The organism is Hydrogenobacter hydrogenophilus, assembly GCF_900215655.1.
GTDB classification, from domain to species: domain Bacteria; phylum Aquificota; class Aquificia; order Aquificales; family Aquificaceae; genus Hydrogenobacter; species Hydrogenobacter hydrogenophilus.
In genome coordinates, this window is sequence record NZ_OBEN01000010.1 from 25497 (window position 1) to 51233 (window position 25737).

A 25737-nucleotide genomic window follows, 5' to 3' on the forward strand; every position below is an offset into this window, starting at 1 on the left:
TTAAAAGACATAAGAGGCATTCACATAAAAGGTCCTTCCGGGTTCTGGCACTTTAACACCGCTCCTGAAGGGATCCCTTTGGTAAGACAGGTAGTCGTAGTACTTTTTATCCAAAAGGTTATCAATACCTGCTGTGATGGTTATACCCTTGTAGTTTCCACCCACCTTGAAGTTTAAGATGCCATAGCCAGAGGTTTTTTGCTCATTAAGGTCTTTGTCCACCCTGTATTGGGTTGCAGAAAGGACTGTTTCTACTTCTCCAAAGTAATTGCCCCTGTCGTACCTTATAGCTAACCTGGCTTTCAAAGGTGGTATCTCTGCAACATTAGAGCTGGTTATATTTTTCTCAGGCTTGGTGTCCTTTTTTGCCTGAACATAAGAGAGACCTCCAAAGAAGAACAGGCTGTCTGTGATGGCAAGTCTTGAGTCCAGCTCACCACCAAAGAACTGAGCATTTATATTTTCGTAGGAGCGAGCCATGTTGCTCATAACACTCATAACACTGTTAATTTTTTGTTGGTTGTGAACTGTGATGTAGTCCTTTACATAGCTATAAAAAGCAGTAGCCTTTACGAAAAGCCTGCCCGTAGAGTATTTGATGCCAAGATCTAACTCTGTGTTTCTGGAAGGCTTGAGGTTGGGATTTCCTACCCAATCAAAGGTCATGCGTTTGAGAGCAAAGTATCTTTCCTGTGGGTCTGGTACTCTGACTGAATGACCAAGTCCTGCAAAGAGTTCTGTAGTCTTTGAAAGCTCATAAAAGATCTGTATGTTTCCGGAAGGATAAGTATCTGTCTTTGAGGTGCTTCTTGTGTTTTTGTAAGCGTAGTAAAGGTCAGTATTTGCTTTGCTACTATCTGCCTGAGTTTTTGTACTGTCTAACCTCATACCTGCCACAAGCCTGAGCTTTTCTGACAGTTTTTTCTTATATTCGCCGTATACCCCCAAACTATCTGTGTCCACATCGGGTATGATGTATTGAGTATTACCCATCATATAATTGACTGCATCCCAGTTTCTTTTGTAAGCCTCAAAACCTACAAGGAAACTTCCCAACTCACCCTCTATCCTTCCACCGTAGGTTTTGCTTTTTGCATCCGTTGCCATGGACCAAGGCATCATACGAGAACTTAACCTGTAGCGGTCGTCCATCCAGTGATCCACTTTGGTGTAGTAAAGCTCAAAGCGAGCTTTATTTAGACGGTAGCTTAAGTTAAACCTGTCCGTCTTATCGTAGATGGCGTCCATCAAAAGGTAAGGGTAAAGCACATGCCTTGCATCCTGTTTAGTATAAGCAATCTCAAGCTCGTGGTTTTCAAAGGGTATAAAACCAAACTTTGTCCAGTATGTGTTTATCTCAAAGGCTTTGGAGTTTATGAACTGGGGCTTATAGTTGGCGTATTGGGTAAATCTATTTCCATCTCCGTCTTTGTAAGGTTTAGAGTACTTGTAGGAGTGTCCTGCTAGTCCGTAAAATTTGTCATCTGCGTAAGAAACAACAGGTGAGAGGTTTATAAAGCTAAAAGACCCAGCATTCGCATTGAGCTTGAGGTGAAAGCCTCTCTCTGGTTTTTTGGTAATTATATGGACAAGCCCTGCCATAGAACCCTGATGTCTTATGTCAAAGGGACCTTTGATCAGCTCTATCTTTTCCACTTCAGAAAAGTCCACATGGAAGGCAGGTGGATCCATCCTGTTGGGACACGCACCGTACACCCTCTGATCATCTATGAGTACATTAATGTTATCCCTGTAAAAACCCCTCAGGACCACATCGTTAGCTATACCACCTTTTCTTATCTTCCATATACCTCCTAGCTTGGTGAGAGCCTCGCCCACATCTTTAGCAGAATTCTCTCTTACCTCCCTCACCTCCAAACTATCCTTGAAAGTTTCTTTCTTGGCTTTTACTTCCACCTCTTTTAGTAAGAGCTCCTGAGCGTAGCTTACAGATAGCAGTGCGGTTATCATAAAAAACCTCTTCATATTACTACCTCCTTAAGTGCTGTTAACAATAACATAATTTTATTTTATTTTTAACTTAAAAACAACCGAGTATAATCTTATTCACATGGTAAATAGAAGCCTTTTTTACGGTGAGGGACTTTTTGAAACCATACTCTACAGAGGAAGGACACCAAAACTATTGCGCCACTATAGAAGACTGTCAGAAAGCGCCAAATACTTTCACATACCTTGTCCAGACTATGAGACCTTTTGCATTAAGATAGAGGAAAAGACAAAGGGCAGAAAGGATCTTTACGTAAAGGTCTGCCTTTTATCTTATGGAAAGCCAAGATACTATGAAATACCTCACGAATACAAGCTTAAAGTTTTTGTCTATAGATATAAGCCAAAGCTTCAGCCTGCAAGTGTGTGCATCTCTCATTTTCTTAGACATTCCTCTGATCCCATCATAAGGCACAAGACCCTAAATTATCTTTTTAACATAACGGTAAAAAGACACGCCATGCAGATGGGCTATTTTGATGGTCTTATACTAAACGAAAGAGGACACATTACCGAGTGTTCTTCTGCAAACCTTCTGATAGTTAAAAAGGGAAACATATACACACCGCATAGAAATTCTGGGCTTCTCTTTGGTACTACTCTTCAGAGCCTTATGGAAAAGGTAAAAGTAGAAGAAGCAGAGCTAACCTTAAAAGACTTATTTGATGCGGATCACATCTTTTTAACCAATAGCCTTATAGGGGTTCTGCCCGTTATCACAGTGGAGGACAAGACCCTTAGAATAGACCAAGACCTGGCTAAATACCTGCAAGTTATAGTTCAAGAAGAAAACTCAGAATGAGGCTTTTATTGGCAGGTTCTTGGCTAAATAGAAGAGGCTTATACGAAGCTCGCGTGCGTAAAGTGATGTTTCTTGACGACCTTGAAAAACTACCTACAGATGGCTTTCCTTACTTTTTAGTAGTATCTTATGAAATGACAAGGCAGACCACTAACATCCGTGTAAAAACTTCGGACTTTCCTCCCATAGTTGTGGCACACATAGATGGTTTTCAACCAGTAGATTTAAAAGAAGGCAATACATATTTGAAATTCATAGGAAGCAGTATGTCAGATGAAGATTTCATAAAAGCTGTAAAACTCGTAAAGGAATATATAAAGGACGGGGTTGTCTACCAGATAAACATCAGCAGGAGGTTTGATTTTGAGCTAAGAGGAACTCCAGATGATCTTTTCTATGGCTTTTACCAAAGACAGCCAGTAGAGTATGCTTTTCTGCTGGATTGTGAGGAATTTTATGTGCTTTCTGGCTCTATGGAGCTGTTTTTGGAAAAAAGGGGAAACACACTAAAAAGCCAGCCCATAAAAGGTACATCCTCCTCTTACAGAGCACTAAGGAATAGCCAAAAGGACAGAGCGGAGAACCTTATGATAACAGACATGATGAGAAACGACCTTAGTAGGATAGGTAGCCATGTTGAGGTCAAAGAGCTTTTCAAAATAAAAAGATACAAAACACTGTATCAGATGTATTCCACTGTTGAATGTAAAACTTCAGCGTCTTTAAAAGAAATACTTCTTGCGACCTTTCCTCCTGCATCTATAACAGGAGCACCCAAAATAAAGGCTGTTGAAATAATAGATAGAATTGAACCTCACAGCAGAGCATTTTACTGTGGATGCGCTGGCTTCGTAAGAGGTAATGACTTTACCCTTTCGGTGCTCATAAGGACTGCCATAGGAAAGGAAAATAAAGTTTCCTATTACGCAGGTTGCGGTATAGTTTGGGACTCAGAACCACACAAGGAACTGAGAGAGCTTTACCTTAAAATAAAAGCTTTCAATCCAGAATTTTCTAATCCATCCATTTGAGAGTTATTCTATAGCCCTCTTCATCTTTGGGTTTTTTCTTTAACTTTCCTTTGCCCTTCTTATGCTTTTTATCTTCACCTTCGTAATAAACTGCTACAAGTTCGTTTCTCGGGTCTATACTTTTTGCCCTTTCAAAGTAAAGGACCGCATCATCATCTCTTCCCATGTATAAAAGAGTAAGCCCTAAGGTGGCATAAACCCTCGCTGTCCACACAGGGTCTGGTGCGTACCTTATTACCAAGTTTAGCCTCTCATATGCCTGCGGGTAGTATCCACACATACCTTCCGCTACACCAAGCCAGTAAAGAGCGTAAAAGTTCCTCGGATCTTTTTCAAGAGCCTTGTTAAATTCATGAATCGCCTGTTTGCAGTGTCCTTTGGCAAGCTGTTTTTTACCGTTTTCTAATGCCTTTTCTGAAGCTACAGCAAGCCCAGGTGGTCTATGGACAGGCTCCTCCCTTACAACTACTGTTTTTTCAGCACAAGAAAACCCAAAAAGCATCACTAATAAAACTAATGACCTTAGCATCATTCCTTTACCCACCTGTCTTTTATTATACTCTCAACTTCCACAGGTACTCGTTTGAGTATAACCTTTCCTGCATGCTTCATAGCTTTCTCCAAAAGCTCCTTTACTGTGATTGCGTCCTTTTCTTCGCACTCAACCACTATCTCGTCGTGCACAAGATTAACCACCTGAGCTTTTAAACCTTCCTTCTTTATTTCCGCATCAAACATGAGTACAGATAGTTTGAGAAGGTCTGCTCCTGAGCCCTGCACTGGATAATTTACCGCATCAGGAAAAGTATGAGCCACATACTTCCTACCCAAAAGAGTATAACCCCTTGATTCTTTAAACTCTTTTAGCTCTCTCTTTACCTTTTCGTGCCAGTTTTTAAAGCTCACAAAGTATTCAAAAAACTTATCCCTTATCTTCTGGGCTTCATCAACGGATAAGTCTATACCGTAGCTTTTTGCATACTCAGAAAGACCTTTTGCAGATATACCGTATATGAGACCAAAGTTCACCGCCTTGGCAAGCTGTCTTTCTTCCTTACTAACCTCTTCCTCCCTCTTTCCTAAAAGGATGCTGGCTGTGTATCTGTGAAGGTCTCTTCCTTCTTTGAAGGCTCTTATCATCTTCTCATCTCCCACATACTCACTTGCGATCCTCAGCTCAATTTGAGAAAAGTCCGAGATAACGAGAATTTTCCCTTCTCGTGCCTTAAATACGCTTCTTAGCTCCCTTGGTATGTTTTGAACGTTGGGATTTAGGCTTGACATCCTTCCTGTTATAGCACCTATCTGTTTAAATTCTGGATAAACGCTTCCGTTTTTTATGTAGCTTTTTATCTCCTCAAGCTTGTCAAGAAGCTTTTTAATGCTTCTTATCTCAAGAAGCTTTTGGACAACGTGGTGATATGTAAAAGAGGACAACACCTTATCGTCAGTGGATATATTGCCCTTTTCTGTTTTGGGAAGGTCAAGGCCCAAATTCTTAGTTAGGAACTCTCCCAGCTGTTTGGGAGACATGGGATCCACTCTGTATGCTACCATAAAGTCCATCACTTTCTTTTGTAGAGACCTTTTGTATTCTTTTATTAGTTCATCCACCTTGCTTTCATCTACACCAATGCCGTTTAATTCTAACTTGGCAACCTCTTGCACAAAAGCCATCTCTATTATGGCTATGGGATTTTTAAGTCCAAACACCTTAGATGTTCTTGTTTTGAGAAGTATCTCTTCTTGGTGTTTGTCTGAGTTAAGTTTCTCAAGCATTATAAAAAACAGGTCTTTTACCATCTTAACATCAAGGGCTGCATACTCTAACTGCTCTTTTGAGAGAACCGCCTTTGCCCAATTAGACATCTGTAGGCTTTTATCTATCACCTTACCCAAGTAGTGCATAGCAACCTTTTGCAAAGAGTGTCTTTCTATCTCACCAATAAGCTGACTTGCTATCATGGTATCAAAGACTGCGTAAGGTTCTATCTCGTATCTGTAAAGGAACTTAAGGTCGTATTTGAGATTGTGCCCCACTATACCCTTGTCCGCAAGCAGGTTTTTTAAAAACTCCACTCCGTATTCTCCTGTTTCAAAAAGATCCACAATATATATGCTTTCTTTATCTCCTAACTGCACTAACCTTATCTTTTCTTCAGTGGTTTCTGTGTCAAGGAAAACATAACTTTCGGACTTTAACTTATTTTCCAAATGGCGCAAACCCTCTCTTGATGTTATATAACTGTACTTCATAGCTCCAATATCATAGCTATCTCATCGCACTGTGGAAATTTAACACAATTTATACATTCTCCCCAAACTTTGTGGGGAAGGGTTTCCTTTTTCACCTCACGGAAGTTAAACCTGCTAAAAAAATCTGTTGCGTAAGTGAGCACAAAAACTCTCTTTATGCCAAGCTGTTTAGCCTCTTCAAGGCACTTTTCTACCAAAAGGGAGCCAACACCGTTGTTTCTGTGATCTCTTCTTACCGCAAGACTCTTTATCTCTGCTAAGTCTTCCCACACTATGTGAAGAGCGGAGCAACCTATCACCTCCTCTTCATCTTCACATACCCAAAAGTCCCTTATATCTTCGTAGATGGAGTTTAGGCTTCTGGGTAAAAGAATGCCCTCCTTGGCGTATTCATTTATAAGTGTGTAAAGTTTGGGAGCATCTTTCAAAATAGCTTTTCTCACCTTCATGTGTTATAATTTACGCCCGGAGGGAATAAAGATGCTGTTTCAAAAATCCTTTTGGTTAAACTTAGTTCTCTTGGTAGGTTTTTCCTTTTCTTGTCCAGCAAGCATAAGCATAGAGGATGCTATACGGATAGCAAAACCTTATGTGGGAGAGGTGATCCATTCAAGCAAAGGACAGAGCAAGAAAACGGGAGAATGCTACTACAGAGTTAGAGGCACAGAAGGAACCGCTCTGATAGATGCCAAAGACGGAAAGCTTATAAGGTTTTACAGGAGTAGGTAGATTAACCAACATCATATCCGCCCAGCACTAAGGACCTTATGCGCAAAGTAGGTTGTGCATCTGTGACGGGCACTCCCTGACCATCCTTACCGCAAGTGCCTATGCTCCATCCCAAGTCGTTTCCTACCGCATCCACATCTTGCAAAGCTCTTGGTCCGTTTCCCATAAGCATGGCAGACCTTATGGGATAAGTGATCTCGCCATTCTCTATGAGATAACCTTCCATAATCTCAAAAACAAAATCACCTGTGAGAGTGTTTACCTCACCTCCTCCCATCTTCACAACATAAACACCCCTCTTTGTGTCTTTTAGGATGTCATCAGGATTATCCTTGCCCGGCAGTATAAAGGTGTTTGTCATTCTCACCATAGGTACATAAGCATAGCTCTGCCTTCTACCGTTTCCTGTGGAGCCAACTTTGTCTTTCATGGCACTCAGTCTGTCATACATATAACCCACAAGGTAGCCCTTGTCTATAAGAAGGGTTCTTTGAGCAGGTACTCCCTCGTCATCTACAGTAAAAGAACCGTTATATCCTTCAAGGCTTGCATCATCTACTACACTTACAAGCTCGCTGGCAACTTTTTCACCAAGCCTACCTTTGTACACAGAAAGACCCTTCTGAACCAGGTCCGCCTCAAGCCCATGCCCCACCGCCTCGTGTATCATAGTGCCACCAGCCTGAGAGGACATCACCACAGTAAAGCTTCCCGCTGGTGCAGGCTTTGCAGAAAGCATAAGCAGAGCTCTTTTTACTGCTATGTCCGCTATCAACTCTGGAGGTTTTTCTTTAAAGATCTCAAAACCTCTGAGACCACCTAATGACTCATAACCCCTCTGCAATGTGTGTCCGTCGCTTACCACCACATCTGTAAAGAACACCACTCTTTTCTGTTCGTCCTCTGCGGTCTCTCCCAGATTGTTAATTATCAAAACCTCCCTTGTCTTGTCCATAAGCACCACCAGCACCTGCTTTACTTTGTCTCCGTAACTTCTTGCCCTTTCGTTGGCTCTTTTGAGAAGCTCAGTCCTGTAGGCTATATCCTGAGCATCTATGTCTATTTCCACATGGGTTTTTCCTCTTATGTACCTTTTGCCTACCGCAACTGGACCACAGGCATTACCCATAGACAAAGCCTTTGCTATCTGTACCAAGTTTTCAAAGGTTATGTCAGTAGTATAACCATAATAGGTTTTACCATCTTTTATAAGCCTTATGCCTACTCCTTCGTCAATGCCCCACTGGACCTTCTCTACTTTGTTGTTCTCAAAGTGTATCCTGCAAATCCTAGACCTCTCGTAAAAGATCTCACCGTACTGTCCACCACCCGACATAAGATAAGACAGTATATAACCTGCCTTCTCCTTGAGAAGGTCTTTAACACTTTCTTGAGTCTGTAGCATCTTAGAAGCCAAAGGTGGTGGGTATGTCCATATTCACATCCTTGACTTCCTTTATCTCTGGGAACTTGTTCTTTAAGGCTCTTTCTATACCAGCCTTTAGTGTAAGTACGGACATACCACAACCAGAACACGCACCCATCATACGCACTAAAACAGTGCCATCTTCCAACACATCTACAAGCTCCACATCTCCACCGTCAAACCTAAGAGCAGGTCTTATCTCATCAAGAACCGCTTCTACTTCCTCTCTTGTAGGCATAGCCATTTTTAACCTCCTTAAAGTTTATTAGAATAAAATACTCCAAAAGACGCTAAAGATGGATGAGAAAAGTCAGTTTGTTGTGATAGGTAAAATTGTGGATACTTACGGACTTAAGGGATACATAAAGGTGGAACCTTACCTTGAGCCAAAGCATTGGAAAAAATTAAAGGTTGTGTTTCTCAAAAAGAAAGGCGGTGATTACTTACCTTTTACATTAGAAGATGTTAAAAGGCACGGAAGGTATGTACTGGTTAAGTTCTCTAACTGTGAAGATGTGGAATCTGCTCGCAGGTATGTATCCGCTAAGGTCTTTCTACCTACCCATCAACTTCCAAAGACGGGAAAGGAAGAGTACTATTACTTTGAGCTGGAGGGTATGGAGGTCTACACGCAGAGCGGAAAGTTTTTAGGTAAGATCACGGGGATTTTGGAAACACAGCCTTACAACCTTCTTGAGCTTGATGAGGGCAGGGGATACATACCCTTTACTCAAGCCATGGTAAAAAAGGTGGACAAAGAAAATAAAAAAATAGAAGTGTCTGATCTTCTATCCGAGCTTTATTGATTATATTATAATTATTTTTAACTGAGGGAGGATATGAGGTTTCTTGTTAAACTCAAAACAGTAGATAACGAACCTGCAAAGATTAGCCTTGACTACAGAAGCAGGTTTATATCCCTACTCAAAAGAGTGTTTGGGACTGAGGAATTTTCAAAAGATCACCCAAGACCGTACACCTTTGCGGTTTATCTGGGAAAAGAAGTAAAACTGGAAGGAGATGCCTTTGAAGGTGTAAAGACTATAAACTTCAGGTTCTCCACAGGAAACAGCATAACTGCGGTGAAGTTCTACAACGGTATACTCAAGTTAAAAAAGAAAAACTACAAACACAGCATAGGAAGTGGTAAATTCTCTATAGAGTGGATAAAAGAAGAAAAAGAAAGACCTATAGGTGAAGTATTTAAAGTGCTCTCACCTGTTGTGGTAGAACGCATGGGTTATAAAAATCCAAAAGACCCTGAAGATAGATACGTACTACCTTCTGAAAAAGGTTTTGAGGAATCTCTTCTTGAAAACCTAATAAGAAGATACACGACCATTATAGGTAAGGAGCCAAAAATCAACACTTTTAGATTTGAACCCTTAGAGGTTAAGGAAGAGGTTATAAGACACTACGGAGGATTACTTAGAGGTTTTCTTGGTAAGTTTCGTTTAGTGTCAGATTCTGATGAAATCCTCCGTTTTATATATCAGTATGGTATTGGGGTGAGAACAGGTCAAGGTTTTGGCTATCTGGAGGTGGAGAATGGAGAAGTTAGAGTTTCAGATTGAGTTTATAACGCCAGCCTTTATAGGGGGAGCGAACCCTCGTGAGAGTGCAGAGCTAAGACCCACAAGCTTTGTGGGATTATTAAGGTGGTGGTACAGAGCTATTCTAAGACACCAGGTAAAAAGTTTTAAAGAGCTATATGAAAAAGAAAGCGAACTCTTCGGAAGTCAAGAAAAGGCAGGAAGGGTGTGGATAAGGATAAAAGGGAACGTCAAGGGCGAGCTTAAAAACTGTCAAACTTGGAGAGCTAACAATGAAAGAGACACAGACTGGGGAAAAGTTTACTTGGGCTACGGTAATATTTTGTACATCAATTTTGAGAGAGAAGAGAATCGCGAAAGCTATTCTCAGCTTTATAAGTTATGTGGTAATAAAAGAGGAAATTTTACAGTCAGAGCTTGGCTTGAGAAAAAGCAAAATGCAAACCTTCAAATCCTTGTGCCAAAGCACCTTAAAGAAAAAGTGGAAGCCTTGCTTTTTCTCTTTTCCCAAATAGGGAGTATAGGAAGTAGAAATCGCAGGGGTTGGGGCAGTCTTTATCTTAAGCCTCTATACGAGAGCGAGTATAAAAATTGGAATAATTGGAATAAAGAAGAATTCAAGAGGGTTTTACAAATTTTAGGTGGTGTTCCGCCAAACATGGAAATCTATAAGCTTAATGAAAGTTATGCAAATCCGTTAGAAGCTTTAGAAGAAATTGGAAGGAAATATAGGACATTTAGAAGCAGAAGATCGCCCGATTATAGAAATGTGAAAGATTTTCTGCAAACTGGAACATTTAAAGGTCATACCGTTGAAAGAGCATACTTTGGTCTTCCTTTGAGCTTCAAATTTAGAAGCTTAAACCAAAAGGAGGCTCAGCTCATTTGCAAAGCTGATAGACTCTCAAGCCCAGTGAGGTTTAGGGTCGTAAGACTACCCGATGGTAAATTCACTTGCTTAGTGGTCCATTTTGAAACAAAAGAAGATGAAATGCCAGAAGACTTTAAGATTTTGGATAAGCAAAATAGAAAACAAATCAGTATAGCTAAACCATCAAGCAAGATATTTAAAGACTTTGTAAACACACATAAATTGCAAAGGGAGGTTCCTTGATGCCTAAAAAACTTCTCATCTTTTCTTTCTCTCCCGTTCAGGGATTCATATCTGCATCCAGAAGACCTAGAGACCTCTTTACGGGAAGCTACATCATCTCTTACTTAACCGAGAGAGTAATAAAAGATTTGGGTCTCAAAGACAAGGTGATTTATCCAGTGATAAAAGAGGAAGGTTCACACCTTGCTAACTATCCCAACAAGTTCATAGCGGTCGTTGAAGAAAACATGTGCGATGAGGTAGAAGGCAAATTCCGTGACATTTGGAAAGGTATATGTGAAGAAGTTTGGAAGGGACTGGAGCTAAAACACGCAGAAGACCAGTTTTGGAAGCATGTGGATAACTACTTTAATCCTGTATGCTCTTGCTTAGAGTTTTTAGATAAAGATAGCTGGGAGGACATTTTGGGAGTTTCTGAAAATTTAGAAGGAGAGCCTTACGCATTTACCTATGACCTTTTGGAAAGGCTTTTGGGAGCCAAAAAGTCTTGGAGACCTTATAGAGGAATTGTTGATGCTCACAATTTTGAAGGGAAATATCCAAACGGTTGCACTATGTGTGGCGAGCGCTTGCATCTTGCCATTGATTGGGATAGGAATAATAAAAAGAAGTTCTTTAAAGAAAAAGATGCAAGGCACATAAGAGAGGGCGAAAAGCTCTGTGGTGTGTGTTTGGTAAAGAGGTTTGCTGTTAAGTATTACTTTAAAAATCACTTTGGAAAAGACCTGTGGCACTATCCTTCTACCGAGGAAGTGGCAGGTATAAACTTTAAGAAAAAGTTAAGGAAGTTTAGGGATGAAATAAAAGAAGACTATAAAAAGTTAGTTGGAAAACTTCAAGAAACGCCTTACATCATAAAGAACCCAACAATCAAAACTTTTGAAGACTTAGAAGAGCTTGATGCGGAGCTTTTTAGAAAAGATGGCTGGGAAGGACTGTTCAAAAGTCTAAAAGACATGTTTGACGAGCAAAAAGCGGAGGAAATAAAGGGCTTACTTTACGAATTGGTGAAAAAACTCGAAAGAAAAGGTGTGGAACACACTAACTCGTATTACGCCATTATGATCTCCGATGGAGACGGCATAGGTGAGTGGTTGGGAATAAAAAGTGATATAAGGCGAGGACCTCTAAGGGAGGAGTTTCACAGAGACTTTTCAAAGAGCCTTTCCGAATACGCAGAGGAAATAACGCAAGTAAAAAACCCTCCAAAGTTAACCATATACGCAGGTGGGGACGATACGGTAGCTTTTCTTCATCCCTTTGATGCGGTGGAGTATGCAAAGGTATGCAACGAAAAGTTTAGAGATAAGCTAAGTAGGTTTGCAAAAGAAGGCAGAAAACCATCCATCAGCGCAGGTATTCTCATAACCCATGCCAAAATGAACTTACAAAAAGCGTTAGATGATGCAAGGTCTTTGGAAAAGCAAGCTAAAGGCGTAAAAGGTAAAGGTGCGGTTTGCATTGGCGTGCTAACAAGGTCAGGTAGTTTGACTTCCTTTGTTTCCAAGTGGGAAGACCTAGAACTTTACGAGGAGGTCTTAAGAGCCTTTATGTCCAAAAGGATAGGCTCCACTATTGTTTACGAGCTGAGACCTCTGGCAGAAAAGTTTGGCGAAGAAAGCAGAGAGGATATTTTCTTTGCGTTGATTAAAAGGGTACTCAAAAGAAAGGTGGAGAAAGAATACAGAGATAATCTTTACTCGCTCATAAGGTGTTTCTACGAAAGGTCAAAGACCTATACGGAAGATAAGCCAAAGGAGTTTGCAATAAGAAACCTGCTCCATCTTTTTTATGTGGCAAGGTTTGTGGGAACGCTGGAGGATAGAGATGAAAGCGTATAAGGTAAAAGCTTATAACCCTGTATGGTTTGGTGGTCTGAGGCACATGACCATGGAAGAGGAGCACTATATGAAAAGTGATGTTTTCCCAAACATTATGAGATTTTTCAAATTCGTCAAAGATTCCGATCGTAAAGGAGCCTGCTACGGTGTCTTTCTATACGACGAGAGAAAAAACACTTTCCTATTTCCTGCCCCTGCGGACATAGTAGGAAAGAGAAAAACGGGAGGGGATTGGAAGGTTTTAACTCTGAGAAGATTAACCTTACCCACCTGCAAAGAGGAAAAATTACTACCCCTAATAAGGGGAAGCCTAACTGCCTTTGAAACAGTGGAAGGATACGCTATAACTTCCAAAGGTTTAGAAGCGTGGATGGAAGCCTCTCCTGACATTGAGCTTGTAAAGCTCAAAGACCTTGTAAAAACCGAAATGAAGGTGGGTCTTAAGATAGATAAGGACACAAAGACTGCACAGGAGAGCCTGCTGTACTTTCAAGAGAGGGTAAGGTTGAAAGATGGCATAAGCTTTGTGTTTTTGGCAAACAGAAAGGGAAGCTGGTCTTTCTTGGGAGGGGAGAGAAACCCTGCGGTAGTTGAGGAGGTAAAAGACCTTCCAGAACTATTTTCACAAAGAGTGCAAGTCAAAAAAGGCAGGTATTACAAGCTCTACTTACTTACACACACTTACATAGAAGAAGCAAAGGAAGGAAAAGAGATCAAGCTCAGAGGTATAGAGGGCAAGATGGAGCTAAAATTTGAGCTTGCGTGGATCTTTTCAAGAGGAAGTGAGTTCGTATCTGGATATAACAAACCTGCCTTGGAGATGTTAAAGCCCGGTTGTGTGCTTGTGTTAAAAGCTACTACTGAAGGTGATTTTAGTAGTCTGTGTCAAGTTTTGGTCAGTGAAAAACTTTTTAACATTGACAATTTAAAACGCTTCAACGAGTCTGGTTGGAATACGGGAATTTTAACTGAGGGAGGTTAAAAACAGTTGATGAGAACAGGCAACATGATTACCCTTCAATGCCAGTTAGAGCTTTCTAAACAAGATAAAGAAATGCTCTTATCTCTTATGCGTAAATTCTCCTCTTGCATGAGGTATGCTTACAAGAGGCTATTGGAAGGAAAAGATAGAAAAGAGCTTAAGAAAGAACTGAAGGTTAGTTCCTATGCTTGGTGTAGGGACTATGTCTGCTCCAATACCGCCTGCTGGGTTTGGGAGCAGATTGAAAAGGCGGGATACAAGTAGCCCAGCCGAAAGTGTGAGTTTTACACACTTTCGCTAACCAGGTATGGAAGATGAGTAAGACTTACCTTATCAGAACCCTTACACCGCTACATGTGGGTACAGGGACAGGCTTAGGGTATGTGGACCTACCCATCTACAGAGAAGCGCACACGGACTTTCCGAGCATTCCTGCCTCTGCTATAAAAGGCGTCCTCAGAACCTATGAGATTAGAAAGCTCGCAAGGGATTTAAAACTGCCTGCAAAAGATGTAGAAAAAAGAGTAGAGACTTGTGAGGAGAAGGAACGAGATGAGAGTGTTCTTAGATTGGCAAAACTTTTCGGAAACCAAAATTGGGAAGGCTCACTGGTGATAAGAGATGCGAGGATTCTTTTCTTCCCAGTTAAGTCCCTTAAAGGTGTGTTTGCCTTGATAACCTGCCCTTATGTGATAAAGAGGTTTAAGGAAGATACTGGGAAGGAGCTGTTTCAAGGGAGCTTAGAGATCTCTAATGCGGAGGAATGCACTGTTGTTAAAAACTCAAGGGCTGTGATGGAGGATAAGGAAGAAAAACTCGTAGTGCTTGAAGAGTTTACTCTAAGGGTCATAAGGGAAGTTGGTCTGGAAGTTCCCAAGTTGGATGAGGAAAGAAAAAGAAGGATTGTTTTAGTTAGCGACGAGCTTTTTACTCACATGGTGAAAACTTACACGGAGATACAGACCCACATAAAGGTAAGCGTAGAGACAGGAACCGTTGAAAGGGGAGCTCTTTGGACCGAAGAGTACGTACCTTCTGAGGCGGTGTTCTACTTCATGATTGACGGAGATTATACCATTCCTGAAAAAACACTTCAGATAGGTGGGAACACTACATCAGGAAAAGGCATTGTGGAGGTGGTGGAGCTATGAGAAGTAAAGAGCAGGAAAGGGTGAGCATAGCTTACGAATTTGTAGAATCCGTTAAAAACAAGGAAATAGAAGAAAAGTACGCAAGCCTCGTGAAAAAACTGCCTGCTATGATAGTCCATAATGGGCTATTGGCTACGCTCGCTTTCCTAAAGGCTAAGTCAAACAACGGGAAAGAAAACGAGCACTCACTCCTTCTTAAACATATACTTGAATACTTAAAAAAGGCTAATCACCTAAAAGATAGTAAATACGATAGCTTTATACAGCTTGTAAATACCGAAAGTTTCACAACAGAGAGGTACTTACACATCACAAGAGAAGTACTCAATTTTGCGGTATGGCTCAAAAGAATAGCAGAAGGGGAGCTCAAAGATGATGAACAGGTTTAAAAACTTGCTGGAAAAAGAGAAGTGGTCTAACTTTTCTTTGGGTTTTTATAAGCTTATAGCGGTTTATGAATTAGATAAGAAGAAGTCTATTTTGGAAACATTAAAGGACAATGTTGACTGGTATTCAGTAAAAGAAGCCTGCAACATGTTTGAAACCACTATGGAGCAAGCGAAAAGTGGTTTTGAAACAAAGACGCTCAGAGCAAAAACGGGCTACCGCTTTATAACGGGAATGGGTTATCCCTCACCTGTGGAAAACGGCATGCTTTTGCATCACATTTACGGTATCCCTTACATTCACGGCGAATCTGTAAAGGGTCTTGTGAGGCATGTGTTTTGTGAGAAGATAGCCTACAAGGAAGAAGAAAACTATGACGAGTTTTTAAAGGCGCTAAAAAACCTTATCCAAAAGCTTGAAGAGGAGACATACGAAGATGAGAAGGTCCTCAAAGAATACACTCTTCTGTTTGGAACTAAAAAAAGGGAGGGAGCGATAGTTTTCTTTGATGCGTACCCACAAGAAATCAGAAAAGATAACTTCGTAATAGACATTATGAACCCTCACTATGTGAAATATTACGCAGAAAAGGGGAAGGAACCACCCGCAGATTGGTACAACCCTACACCCATATTCTTCCTTGCCCTTGAAGATATAGAATTTGTGTTCACAATAGGCTACGACCCTCTTAGGTTGGGAAAGGAGGAAGGTGATAAGCTGATTGAAAAGGCTGTATCTTACCTAAGGAAAGGGCTTGAGATGTATGGCATGGGTGCAAAGAAAAGAAAAGGTTATGGGTGGTTTAATGTGTCAGAAAGGTAGGTTTCTGAGCGTTATTAATAAACAGAAGGAGGGTTAAAAGATGGCTGGGCTCACTTTGACCATTATAACCTCAAAGGCAACAAGTCTTAACTACGGAGAGACCGTAGGGAATGTTTCCATACTCAAAAAGCTATCTCTTGGAGACAGCTCTCAGATAACCTTTGTATCAGACAAGGCTCTAAAGTACGACATGAAAAGAAAAGGAAGGGATGAGAAAGGTTGGAAGTTGCTTGATGAAAAACTAAAGGAGTACATAGAGGGAAACATAAAGGACGATAAACTTGATGTTGACCAATTTGGGAAAGCACTTATTAAAGACTACCAGGAGTTTGACCTTTTTGGAGGGCTCTTTACAAACTTAAAAACAGAGAGGAAGGTAAAACTAAGCTACGGAGACAGCGTAAAGAGAGTATGTCCTGCGAAGGTCACTTACGCCTTTTCCATATCCAAGTTTTCAGGAGACATGAATTTCATAAACAACATAGATGCATACAATAGGTACATCAAGCACATAGAGGACAAGCAGGACCAAGCGATAGCTAACAGCGAGGAACACACTTCTCACTACCTTTACACTCTCACCGTTGACTTAGACAGAGTAGGTGTATGGGAAAAGGAAGACGGCTCAAAAGAAGAGGTTCTTACTAAGGAAGAGAAGGCAAAGAGAGTCCAAGACCTTTTAGACATCATCATGACCTTAGACAGACAGATAAGGGGCAGGTGGGAAAATCTTTCGCCTGTTTTTGTGGTGGGAGGAGTGTTTACTGCCAAGCATCCCTTCTTTATGGACTGTGTGGATGCTAAGGAGGTAGAAGGCAGGCTATGGATAAATGTTCAAAGACTAAAGGAGTGCGTGGAGCTTGTGCCTGAGCAAGAAAAGGTTGTGTTAGGAGTGCTTTCGGGAACTTTCCTCAATGAGGAAGAGCTAAAAAGCGCATTCACCGTTAAAACCCTGAGGGAAACCTTTGATGAGCTAAAAAGACAGGTGAGAGAGTACTATGGAGTGTCTTAAGTTTGAACTTTTCTCACCTTGCACTACCTTTAAGACCCCCTTCTCTCTGAAAGGTATAGAGACCTACCCTCTTCCTACTTACTCCACTATCGTAGGTCTTCTTTATACCGCTCTTGGCGAAAAGTGGAAAGGAGAAGAATTTCTCATATCGGTACAGGGAACTTACGAAACGGTGTTTAGAGACTACATAAGGCTGAGGAAGTACAACAGGAAGGATGAAGAGTTAGAAGTTCTGCCTTTGGAAGTGCCAAGGCTTTATAAAATGTACTGCGTAATCCACACAGTAGGATCGTCCTTAGAGAAGTTCAAAAAAGCACTGGAAAGTCCCTCCCTTTACCTGTCCTTTGGAGGGGGTGAGTATCCTCTGTTGGTAAAGAACCCTCGCTTACTTGGGGCAGAAGAAAAGTATTGGGAAGGAGAGCTACGCTATAATGCTTATGTTCCCAAAAGCAGGAAATCCTCTCTATACGGTGAGGGAATATACTTTCGCATACCTTCCTTTTACCAAGTTATAGACGGTGAGAGAGTGTGGAAGTGGGAGGAAGTCTATTACTTCCAAAAGGGAACCACCTTTGAGGGCAAACTGTGGGTTGATGAAGAGGGGGATGTACTATGGTTGTGAGGTTTTACGCAGATAACTGGCTCACCGCTTCCGCTGGGGTTGGGCTCTTAAAGGCTCTTGAACACAAAGGCATAGAGTGGGAACCCTTCTTGAAGGGAAATGTTATAGAGCTACCCGAAGACCTGTTTAAAGAGATAGGAAAAATCTATGCGGATTACCTTTTGTCTGATTTCAACCAAGATACACTAAAGAACCTTCTTGAAAAGGAAAGGAAGAAAGAGTTCAATCTTTACAACAGTATAGCTTATCCCAAAATAGGAGATTTTTATTCCAATAGCCCCATTGTAAATCCCTCAAAGACTGGAAGAGCCAACGCAGAGTTTAAAAAGTTTTACGAAAAGGAGAAGAACATAGAGCTTTTATACTCTAAGGCAGTAGATGTGGTTAGAAACTTTATTAAGGAACAGTTTGACGAGCTTTTGGGACATGAAAGGAGCCAAAAGGTGTGCTTCTTCTGTAGAGAAAGAAAGGCTTATATAAAGGACAAGAAGGTAAAGGTCTTTGAAGCAACAAACTTTACCCCTCTTGCTGCAAGTCCAAACACGGTGGAAAACTTCTTCTGGAACGGTAAAAGCAATATGTACATGTGTCCCGAGTGTGAGATATTCATGTACTTTTCCGCCTTTGCCTTTCAAAGAACGCTCAGAGGAACTTATATGTTTGTTTACACACCAGACCTTAGGGAGACCTTTTCCTTAAACGATATTTTAGCAAAGGAAGGCTCTGTAGGCATAATAAGCAAAACGATTTTGGAGGTAGCAAAGACAGTCCAGCAGAGGAAGTCCGAATGGGTCCTTAGGAACATATACATAGTGGAAATTGAAAAGGTAGGAGACGCGCAAGCTAACATACACACTCTTAGCCTTTCTCCCAGACTTGCAAGTGCTCTAAAGGATTTAATAAAAGATTATCCCAAGTATATGGAAGGTCTTTTTGACCTGTTTATAGAGTATGTCTATTCGGGTAGGAGTCTCTACGAGTTTCTGTGGAGCGTAATGTCAGGATTTTTCTTTAAAAATCGTTATAAAAACCTGCAGGGAAGGAAAAGTCTTTTGGTAAAGAAAGGGACGAGCTTTAAGGACTACCTTCCTTACGGACTTCTTTACTTTGTAAAATTTCAGGAGGTGCTAAACATGGAGGACAAAGATAAGGTAAACAAACAGGTTAACTGGGCTTATGCGGAAGGTAAGAGCCTTTGGGAGGCTTACACACTCGGTATGGGAGAAGAAAGAGCCAAGAAGAAAGTGGAAGTTCTCTCTTACAGGATACTTGATGCCATCAGGAGAAAGGACATAGATGCCTTTCAACAGAACATCATAAGAGCTTACCTTGAGGTGGAGAAGGAGATACCCTATGTATTTGTAGAAGCTCTCAGGGACAGGAGCTTTAACAGAGTAGCTTACGCCTTCTTGATAGGCCTTAACAGTAAAGGAAAACAGGAGGAACAAGAAACTATTTAAAGAACAAACATGAGCCTTGATGAGCTTTTAAGTAAGCTTTGGGCAAAGGGGGACGGAACCAGTATAAGGGAGCATACGGACAGGCTTATTGATAACCTCAAAATGATCAAAGAGACCTTTGGAGACCTGATTGAAGGGACATTAAAAGAACAAGCAGGGCATTTTTGGAAATGCCTTGAGCTTGCCTGTGAGTATCACGATTATGGGAAGATACACCGCTACTTTCAGAAAAAAGTGGGAAATCCAGACTTTAAAAATTTCAGGGCAGGGTTTGGTGAGGTAAGACACAATCTTCTTTCTCCTGCCTTTCTACCAGAAGAACTCTCCGAACCTTGGAAAACCTTAGTAGCATTGGCTATAGTGCACCATCACGATTATGAGCCTTCTGATGAAAATGTTGAGAAGGTTGAGAAAGTTCTAAAAGAGGAGTTTAAGAAAAGCCTGTCTTTTATGCACAGAAAGGTTCTCAAGAACAGAGAGGAAGAGATCATTGAAAAGCTTGAAAGTGGTGAGTATACAAATATAAAGACCTTCTATACGCTTCTAAAGGGTTTTCTTTTGCGCATTGACCATGCCAGTAGCTCCAAGTTTGCACCGCATGTAGAAAGTGGCAGGCTCAAAGAAAACGAGAAGAAAGTTGAAAGCTATCTGAGAAACAACAAAAACGCAAACCTCAATGAACTTCAAAACTTTGTACTTTCAAATAGAAAGGATAACTTACTCATAGTTGCTTCAACAGGTGCAGGTAAAACGGAGGCAGGTTTTATCTTTTTAGAACACAAGGGGTTTTTTACTATACCTATAAGAACATCAGCCAACGCAATATACCAAAGAGCCAAGCAAGTATTTGACGAAGAAAGCGTAGGACTTTTGCACTCTACCGCTCATCTTTACCTATTGGGAAATGCGGAGGAAGACAGAAACTTCTCAGACGATGCTGTAGTAAAAGACATGTTCCTTACAAAAAACTTTGGAAAACCCCTGATAGTTTCAACACCTGACCAACTGTTTCCCTTTATTCTCAGACCTAAAGGCTTTGAAAAGTACTACTCACTGTTTTCCTACTCCCGAGTAGCGTTAGATGAAGTTCAGCTGTTTGAACCCCACACGCTTGGCTTCATAGTTAAAGCAATAGAAAAGTTAAGTGAGCTTGATGGAAGGCTTATGGTAATGACCGCTACGCTACCTTCTTACTTGGAAAAAGACCTTGAGAAGCTCGGTTTTAAAATGGGAACTTTTTTGACCACCCAAGAGAGGCACAACATAAAAGTCCTTAAAAGCTCCATACTGAGCCAAGAAGGTTTTAACCTAATAAGGAAGCTATCCCAAAGGGGTAAAGTTTTGGTGGTGGTTAATACAGTAGGTAGAGCCATTGAGCTTAAAAAGGCACTTGCTTTGGGACATCTTCTTCACGCTCGCTTTATCTACAAAGACAGAAAGGAAAAGGAAAAAGAAGTAGAGGAGTTTTTCAGAGATTCCAACTGTGGAGTTTGGATAACTACGCAGATAGCGGAGGTCTCTTTAGACCTTGATGCGGACTTTCTTATAACGGAGCTATCTACCATTGACTCTCTCTTCCAGAGGATGGGTAGAGTAAACAGGCTTGGCAGAAAAGAGATAAGCCAGCCCAATGTCTTTGTATTTACCGAAGATTGTTCGGGTATAAGCAGAGTGTATAGAAAAAGCATACACGAATTTACCAAAGAAGTTTTAAAAGAAGGTCCTTTGAGCGAAGAAGAGAAACAAACTTTCATAAAAAAGGTTTATGAAGAGGTTGCCAAAAGGGATAAAGAATACATGAAAAATTACGAAGATGCCAAAAGATACATAGACTCCCTTTGGACCGTAAAAGAGACCTTCAACAAGGAAAAGGCACAGCACATGTTCAGAGATATACTTACCTACACGGTGATACCTGAGCGCTTCAGGGACCAAGTAGAAAGGTTGATAAAGGAGTACAAACAAGAAAAGGATTATCTGAAAAGGCTACAGATCTTTTCGAGCATAACCGAGTACATGTTTAGCGTACCCGCCTATGTAAAGGTACCTCTCAAAAAGGTAGAAGGGCTCAAAGATGTTTTTTGGATAGAGGGCGAATACTCCGCAGAGTTGGGATTTGAATTTAAGGAGAATGGTAATGCCAATATCCTTTGAGGAGATTAAGGAGCTGAAATTCAAAGGTACGCAGGTAGCTTATGCAGTAGTATGTCCAAGAAAGCTGTGGCTGTTCTCTAAGGGCATTTCTCTCGAGAGCACCTCTGACAGGGTAGCCCTTGGTAAGTTCCTTGACGAAACATCTTTCAAGGGTACAAAAGGCTATAGCGATGAGAGGGTAAGCATAGACTTCCTTACTGTAGAAGATGGACTTGTTGTACACGAGGTGAAGCTGTCTAACTCTTTGGAAGAAGCTCACGAACTTCAGATAAAGTATTACATATACTATCTTAGGTCGCACGGTGCAAACGCAAATTATGGCTTGCTACACTATCCAAGACATAGAAAAATTAAAAAGGTTCAGCTCACCAGTGAAGATGAGAAAAATATGGATCAAATCCTTTGCTACATAGATTCAATAATCAAAAGCCCAAAGCCTCCACCAGTTATAGAAAAACCTTACTGTAAAGAGTGTGCCTATTACCATCTTTGCTATGGGTAAGCCCTACTTTTTAATAAGGGACGGTAGGCTTTCCAGAAAGGAAAACACCGTACTGTTTGAGAGCGAAAGTCTGAGTAAGACAATACCAATAGAAGACATAGACGAGCTGTTTGTACTGTCGGAGGTTTCACTTACATCTAAGTTCCTAAAGCTCTTATCGGAAAAAGGAGTGGTTATGCATCTTTTTAACAGGTTTGGCTTCTATGTGGGTAGCTTCTATCCAAGAGAGACTGACCCTTCTGGCTACCTGCTAATAAAACAAGCGGAGCATTATTTGGAACAAGAGAAAAGGCTATATTTAGCAAAGGCTTTTGTTTCTGGAGCTATAGAGAACCTGTCTTTCGTGTACAACTTAGACGGTGATGAGTATCTCAAGAGGCTTTCTGAAAAGAAGAGCGTGGAGGAGGTTATGAGCGTTGAAGGAGAGTTTAGAAAAAAGTGTTATGAGAAGCTTGAGGAAATAACAGGCTTTGAGTTTGGGACAAGAACAAAAAGACCACCAAAGAACCATCTTAACGCTCTCGTATCTTTTGGGAATTCTCTCGTTTATGCAAAAGTGTTGGGAGAAATATACTACACCCAACTGAACCCTGCAATAAGCTACCTGCACGAGCCTTCAACAAAAAGATTCTCCCTCTCCCTTGACCTTTCGGAGGTTTTTAAACCTATACTTTCTGACAGCTTGATCATAGAGCTTGCAGGTAAAACCATAACCGAAAAACACTTTGTGAATAACTCAGGACTCGTATACCTAAACGAAGAAGGAAAGAGAATATTCTTAGAAGAATTCAATAAACTTATTGAAAAAACACTAAAGCATAAAAAGCTCAAGCGTAATGTATCCATTAGGAGCTTAATCAGGATAGAAGCTTATAAGCTCATAAAGCACTTCGTAGGAGACGAGATGTACACACCTCTTATCTACAGGAACCTGTTATGAAAGTGATCTTGGTTTATGACATATCTATTGAGGAACCCAGAGATCAGAACAGACTAAATAAGGTTAGGCAGGTGGTTAGAAAGTACATAAACCATGTACAGAAGTCTGTATTTGAGGGGGAACTAAGCCCTTCAAAGTTGGAAAGGTTAAAAAACGAGGTGCTAAGGGTTGTTGACAAAAGGAGGGATTCTGTAATTATATATATCCTTGAAGACGGAGCCTTTTATGAGCGTCAGATCCTAACAGACACACCTGACCCTACGGATAATATCATCTAATTCACAAAGAGCTAAAACCTACTCTCTTCCGAAGTTCTTTAAGTTCCCTTATCTTCTTAGCTATTAGGTCTCCCATGGTGATTTTTTTGTCTATGCTTTCTACCCTAAGCTCTCTCCATACATCCTCAGGCAAGGATACAGTTGTTCTTACATACTTTTTTGAAGTCTTCTCCTTCCTTTTCTTCATAGATAAAAATTATACTCTTGCCAGAAGGAGAAAGTGTGATATAATAATAAGCGTTTGGGAAACTGAGGGTCAGAAAACTGACCCTTGTTATCTTGGCAGTTGAATAGGGTTTGTGTTTGTAAGATAAGAGGGGGGTGATATAGCTTTAATACCTTCATCAAAACATTTTGGCATTTTGATGTTTTGATGAGGTACTTTTGGAACTGTTGAGTTTCAATAGTTAGAAATGGTAATTTTTCAGCCCATTTTTAGGAACTGAAGATTTCCGAAAATTAACTTCATTTGAAAAGGGTACCCCTTTTAGCAAAGTGTTGATGTACAATGTTTTTCTTGAATATCCCTTTTGGGGTTTCTAATGTACCGTGTGGAATTGAAAGCCCACCAGCTCATTGTTATACACTGTGAGAATGTATAGTTTCTAATGTACCGTGTGGAATTGAAAGAAGGTCGTGTGGGCAAATTCCAAGAGTATCTGGCTGAGTTTCTAATGTACCGTGTGGAATTGAAAGTCTTGCGAGGGTTGTTGCCCTCATTCTTTACAAGTATGTTTCTAATGTACCGTGTGGAATTGAAAGTCATGCTTTTGATCTCTATGATATAAATGTTGTCTTTGTTTCTAATGTACCGTGTGGAATTGAAAGCAGAACCTGCAATCCCTTGCAAGTCCTCAAGCAATCTGTTTCTAATGTACCGTGTGGAATTGAAAGCGGGATCAAAGCTAAGGAAGTCAGTTCCATAATCATGTTTCTAATGTACCGTGTGGAATTGAAAGAGGAAATATCTTTTCATGGCTTTGGACGAACTCGTAGGTTTCTAATGTACCGTGTGGAATTGAAAGTTCTAAAGCTTGCTCTTTTTCTCTTTGTTTTTGTTCGTTTCTAATGTACCGTGTGGAATTGAAAGTCCTTTGCAAGAAGGTACCCTTTCTCAACAAACTTTTCAGTTTCTAATGTACCGTGTGGAATTGAAAGGACATCTCTCAAACCTACTGGGTAAGCACTATAGGAGTTTCTAATGTACCGTGTGGAATTGAAAGCTGGAACACCATGTTAATTTTCTTAAGCAATTCTCGGGTTTTTAGCCCACTGGGTGGGATTGGGACTTATCTATCGTGTAGAATTTGAAAGAAGCAGTTATCCCAGAATAAGAAAATCTTATAGCAGGGAAAATAAGGGAGGATAAATTAAATCCATCATTAAAAGTGGGAGGTAAAAGTATGAGGAAAACTCTGTTTGCTCTTTTAGGAATTGTGGGAGGTTCTTTTGCTGTGCCTGTGTTTATGGATGGGGAGTACGCAAAGGCGCTTTGTAATGAGTGGAACAAGACTCCTCAGCTTGTTGACAATCTTGGTAAAAGTGAAAGCTGGGTTGCTGTTCCGGAGAGAAAAATATTTATCTACAGAGAGGATTGTGGAGATTCCAAGCAGATACAACTAACCATAAAGAACGAGCAAGGTAAAGCCATGTGTGTGTATGGTGGTCCTGCCAAAGACAAACGCGGACCTAATGACTTTCTTATGTATGCAGAAACCAAAAGATGGTTAGAGATGGGGAAAAAAGAGTATGGACCCATGAAGGCTATGATGTTAGGAAGGCTCAAATTTGAAGGTCCTAAGTTTGTAGCTATGAAAAACATGGGACCCTTTGAGGCTTTCTTAGACATCGTGGACAATCCTCCGCACGATGCAAGCAAATGTCCTTAAAGAATTACCCTTTCTAAAGTAAGCCCCTTAGCTTTGGCTGTAAAAGGACAGTGTTTTTCGTTGCGAAGGTAGGACTGTATGTCCTCCTCTTTTATTTTTCCAAGACCGAGCTGTACGAGGCTTCCTACTATCCTTCTCACCATATACCTAAGAAAGCTCTTTGCTCTTATTCTTATTTCAATAAGCTCTTCAAGCTTTGATAGTTTAACATCTTCAAGCTCTATTAGAGTGTTTTTTTCCTCATCATCTATCTTTGCAAAGGCTGAAAAATCCCTTCTTCCCAAAAATAGACTGCTTGCTTTTTGCATAAGGGAAAAGTCCAGTGGTGTGGGTATTCTCCAAACAAAGGGTTCTATGAAAGCGTCCCTTGAGTGGGAGTTTAGTATTCTATAGAGATACACCTTACCCTTTACCGAGTAGCGTGCGTTAAATCCTTCTTGTATCCACACTTTTTTTATCCCTATGTCCTGTGGAAGCATGGAATTCAGAGCTTTTAGGACTTGCTCGGGTTTTATCTCTTTTTGTGCGGAAAAGTTTGCTACAAACTCTTTGGCATGCACGCCAGCATCCGTCCTACAACAGCCTATGAGCTTTATCTCTTCCTTAAACATCTTCTGTAAGTTTTCTTTGAGAACGCCCTGAACAGTCCTTAGGTTAGGTTGTATCTGCCATCCGTGAAAGTTAGTACCCACATAAGAAAGCAAAAGCACATAATTAGGCATATTATAATTTTCTCATACGCGGTTAGCTGTTAATCAAATTATCTCTTACTTTGT

At 40.7% G+C, this 25737-nt stretch carries 27 protein-coding genes, 1 pseudogene and 1 CRISPR repeat array; of the genes and pseudogenes, 20 read left to right on the plus strand and 8 right to left on the minus strand.

The genetic code is table 11. The annotated features are described in order from the left end of the window. Positions 1-1986 (minus strand): TonB-dependent receptor, encoded by a 1986-nt coding sequence (locus tag CP948_RS07560; protein ID WP_096602997.1) that lies wholly within the window; start codon positions 1984-1986, stop codon positions 1-3. Between the two features lie 85 nt (positions 1987-2071). Between CP948_RS07560 and CP948_RS07565 the strand changes: the two genes are divergently transcribed. Both CP948_RS07565 and CP948_RS07570 read left to right on the plus strand, forming a co-directional pair. Then, a complete protein-coding gene (locus tag CP948_RS07565) occupies positions 2072-2812 on the plus strand; it encodes an aminotransferase class IV (RefSeq protein ID WP_096602999.1) in 741 nt (246 codons plus the stop codon). Continuing rightward, positions 2809-3843 (plus strand): chorismate-binding protein, encoded by a 1035-nt coding sequence (locus tag CP948_RS07570; protein ID WP_096603001.1) that lies wholly within the window; start codon positions 2809-2811, stop codon positions 3841-3843. The genes CP948_RS07565 and CP948_RS07570 overlap by 4 nt, the downstream gene beginning before the upstream one ends. Here the strand turns inward: CP948_RS07570 and CP948_RS07575 are convergent. From CP948_RS07575 to CP948_RS07585, 3 genes are read right to left on the minus strand one after another with little or no spacing between them, the layout of a single operon-like run. After that, positions 3827-4375 (minus strand): tetratricopeptide repeat protein, encoded by a 549-nt coding sequence (locus tag CP948_RS07575; RefSeq protein ID WP_096603003.1) that lies wholly within the window; start codon positions 4373-4375, stop codon positions 3827-3829. The two genes, CP948_RS07570 and CP948_RS07575, sit on opposite strands and share 17 nt — an antisense overlap. After that, a complete protein-coding gene (locus tag CP948_RS07580; RefSeq protein ID WP_096603005.1) occupies positions 4372-6099 on the minus strand; it encodes a bifunctional 3'-5' exonuclease/DNA polymerase in 1728 nt (575 codons plus the stop codon). The genes CP948_RS07575 and CP948_RS07580 overlap by 4 nt, the downstream gene beginning before the upstream one ends. Continuing rightward, positions 6096-6548, minus strand: a complete 453-nt coding sequence (locus CP948_RS07585) for an N-acetyltransferase (protein WP_096603007.1) — start codon at positions 6546-6548, stop codon at positions 6096-6098. The genes CP948_RS07580 and CP948_RS07585 overlap by 4 nt, the downstream gene beginning before the upstream one ends. A gap of 31 nt (positions 6549-6579) precedes the next feature. Here CP948_RS07585 and CP948_RS07590 point away from each other — a divergent pair, with 31 nt between their 5' ends. Beyond that, positions 6580-6828, plus strand: coding sequence for a PepSY domain-containing protein (locus tag CP948_RS07590; RefSeq protein ID WP_096603009.1), 249 nt, complete (start codon positions 6580-6582; stop codon positions 6826-6828). Position 6829: 1 nt separating this feature from the next. Here the strand turns inward: CP948_RS07590 and CP948_RS07595 are convergent, their stop codons facing one another. Next, positions 6830-8233, minus strand: coding sequence for a TldD/PmbA family protein (locus CP948_RS07595; RefSeq protein ID WP_096603060.1), 1404 nt, complete (start codon positions 8231-8233; stop codon positions 6830-6832). Position 8234: 1 nt separating this feature from the next. Beyond that, on the minus strand, positions 8235-8498 hold the full coding sequence (locus CP948_RS07600) for a NifU family protein (RefSeq protein ID WP_180764109.1): 264 nt from the start codon (positions 8496-8498) through the stop codon (positions 8235-8237). Positions 8499-8550: 52 nt separating this feature from the next. Here CP948_RS07600 and rimM point away from each other — a divergent pair, with 52 nt between their 5' ends. The 16 genes and pseudogenes from rimM to cas2 all read left to right on the plus strand — a co-directional run bounded on the left by rimM (position 8551) and on the right by cas2 (position 23072). After that, positions 8551-9060: a ribosome maturation factor RimM gene (gene rimM, locus CP948_RS07605; RefSeq protein ID WP_096603011.1), complete on the plus strand. Its 510-nt coding sequence runs from the start codon at positions 8551-8553 to the stop codon at positions 9058-9060. A 33-nt stretch (positions 9061-9093) separates the two neighbouring features. Next, complete coding sequence (cas6, locus tag CP948_RS07610) at positions 9094-9828, plus strand: CRISPR-associated endoribonuclease Cas6 (RefSeq protein WP_096603013.1); 735 nt, start codon at positions 9094-9096, stop codon at positions 9826-9828. Further along, positions 9803-10921 (plus strand): type III-B CRISPR module RAMP protein Cmr1, encoded by a 1119-nt coding sequence (gene cmr1 / locus CP948_RS07615; RefSeq protein WP_096603015.1) that lies wholly within the window; start codon positions 9803-9805, stop codon positions 10919-10921. The genes cas6 and cmr1 overlap by 26 nt, the downstream gene beginning before the upstream one ends. Further along, the gene (gene cas10, locus CP948_RS07620) at positions 10921-12762 is read left to right on the plus strand and encodes a type III-B CRISPR-associated protein Cas10/Cmr2 (protein ID WP_096603017.1); all 1842 of its coding nucleotides are present in this window, start codon (positions 10921-10923) and stop codon (positions 12760-12762) included. The genes cmr1 and cas10 overlap by 1 nt, the downstream gene beginning before the upstream one ends. Continuing rightward, on the plus strand, positions 12749-13744 hold the full coding sequence (locus tag CP948_RS07625) for a type III-B CRISPR module-associated Cmr3 family protein (RefSeq protein WP_180764110.1): 996 nt from the start codon (positions 12749-12751) through the stop codon (positions 13742-13744). The genes cas10 and CP948_RS07625 overlap by 14 nt, the downstream gene beginning before the upstream one ends. A gap of 24 nt (positions 13745-13768) precedes the next feature. Beyond that, positions 13769-13915: pseudogene (locus tag CP948_RS07630) on the plus strand (transposase); the annotation flags it as partial. 143 nt (positions 13916-14058) lie between these two features. Next, the gene (gene cmr4, locus CP948_RS07635; RefSeq protein ID WP_096603022.1) at positions 14059-14895 is read left to right on the plus strand and encodes a type III-B CRISPR module RAMP protein Cmr4; all 837 of its coding nucleotides are present in this window, start codon (positions 14059-14061) and stop codon (positions 14893-14895) included. Beyond that, the gene (gene cmr5 / locus CP948_RS07640; protein WP_096603025.1) at positions 14892-15284 is read left to right on the plus strand and encodes a type III-B CRISPR module-associated protein Cmr5; all 393 of its coding nucleotides are present in this window, start codon (positions 14892-14894) and stop codon (positions 15282-15284) included. Before cmr4 ends, cmr5 begins: the two co-directional genes overlap by 4 nt. Next, positions 15268-16104, plus strand: coding sequence for a type III-B CRISPR module RAMP protein Cmr6 (gene cmr6, locus CP948_RS07645; RefSeq protein ID WP_096603027.1), 837 nt, complete (start codon positions 15268-15270; stop codon positions 16102-16104). The genes cmr5 and cmr6 overlap by 17 nt, the downstream gene beginning before the upstream one ends. 40 nt (positions 16105-16144) lie before the next feature. Then, the gene (gene cas7i, locus CP948_RS07650; RefSeq protein ID WP_096603029.1) at positions 16145-17116 is read left to right on the plus strand and encodes a type I-B CRISPR-associated protein Cas7/Cst2/DevR; all 972 of its coding nucleotides are present in this window, start codon (positions 16145-16147) and stop codon (positions 17114-17116) included. Beyond that, positions 17103-17738 (plus strand): type I-B CRISPR-associated protein Cas5b, encoded by a 636-nt coding sequence (gene cas5b / locus CP948_RS07655; protein ID WP_096603031.1) that lies wholly within the window; start codon positions 17103-17105, stop codon positions 17736-17738. The genes cas7i and cas5b overlap by 14 nt, the downstream gene beginning before the upstream one ends. Continuing rightward, on the plus strand, positions 17729-19198 hold the full coding sequence (gene cas8a1, locus CP948_RS07660; RefSeq protein ID WP_096603034.1) for a type I-B CRISPR-associated protein Cas8b1/Cst1: 1470 nt from the start codon (positions 17729-17731) through the stop codon (positions 19196-19198). Before cas5b ends, cas8a1 begins: the two co-directional genes overlap by 10 nt. A 9-nt stretch (positions 19199-19207) precedes the next feature. Further along, positions 19208-21352: a CRISPR-associated helicase/endonuclease Cas3 gene (locus CP948_RS07665; RefSeq protein WP_096603037.1), complete on the plus strand. Its 2145-nt coding sequence runs from the start codon at positions 19208-19210 to the stop codon at positions 21350-21352. Next, positions 21330-21854: a CRISPR-associated protein Cas4 gene (gene cas4 / locus CP948_RS07670; RefSeq protein WP_096603040.1), complete on the plus strand. Its 525-nt coding sequence runs from the start codon at positions 21330-21332 to the stop codon at positions 21852-21854. The genes CP948_RS07665 and cas4 overlap by 23 nt, the downstream gene beginning before the upstream one ends. Beyond that, complete coding sequence (gene cas1b, locus CP948_RS07675) at positions 21826-22794, plus strand: type I-B CRISPR-associated endonuclease Cas1b (RefSeq protein WP_245810119.1); 969 nt, start codon at positions 21826-21828, stop codon at positions 22792-22794. Before cas4 ends, cas1b begins: the two co-directional genes overlap by 29 nt. Further along, the gene (gene cas2, locus CP948_RS07680) at positions 22791-23072 is read left to right on the plus strand and encodes a CRISPR-associated endonuclease Cas2 (RefSeq protein ID WP_096603044.1); all 282 of its coding nucleotides are present in this window, start codon (positions 22791-22793) and stop codon (positions 23070-23072) included. Before cas1b ends, cas2 begins: the two co-directional genes overlap by 4 nt. 1 nt (position 23073) lies before the next feature. On the opposite strand, the gene CP948_RS07685 is transcribed toward cas2, so the two are convergent. Further along, positions 23074-23259: a chromosome segregation protein SMC gene (locus CP948_RS07685; RefSeq protein WP_096603046.1), complete on the minus strand. Its 186-nt coding sequence runs from the start codon at positions 23257-23259 to the stop codon at positions 23074-23076. 348 nt (positions 23260-23607) lie between these two features. Next, positions 23608-24295: direct repeats of the CRISPR family, unit length 29 nt; unit sequence GTTTCTAATGTACCGTGTGGAATTGAAAG. A 180-nt stretch (positions 24296-24475) separates the two neighbouring features. On the opposite strand from CP948_RS07685, the gene CP948_RS07690 reads away from it, so the two are divergent. Next, a complete protein-coding gene (locus tag CP948_RS07690) occupies positions 24476-24961 on the plus strand; it encodes an SCP2 sterol-binding domain-containing protein (protein WP_096603048.1) in 486 nt (161 codons plus the stop codon). On the opposite strand, the gene truA is transcribed toward CP948_RS07690, so the two are convergent. Further along, complete coding sequence (gene truA / locus CP948_RS07695) at positions 24958-25683, minus strand: tRNA pseudouridine(38-40) synthase TruA (RefSeq protein ID WP_096603050.1); 726 nt, start codon at positions 25681-25683, stop codon at positions 24958-24960. The two genes, CP948_RS07690 and truA, sit on opposite strands and share 4 nt — an antisense overlap. Between the last annotated feature and the right edge of the window lie 54 nt (positions 25684-25737).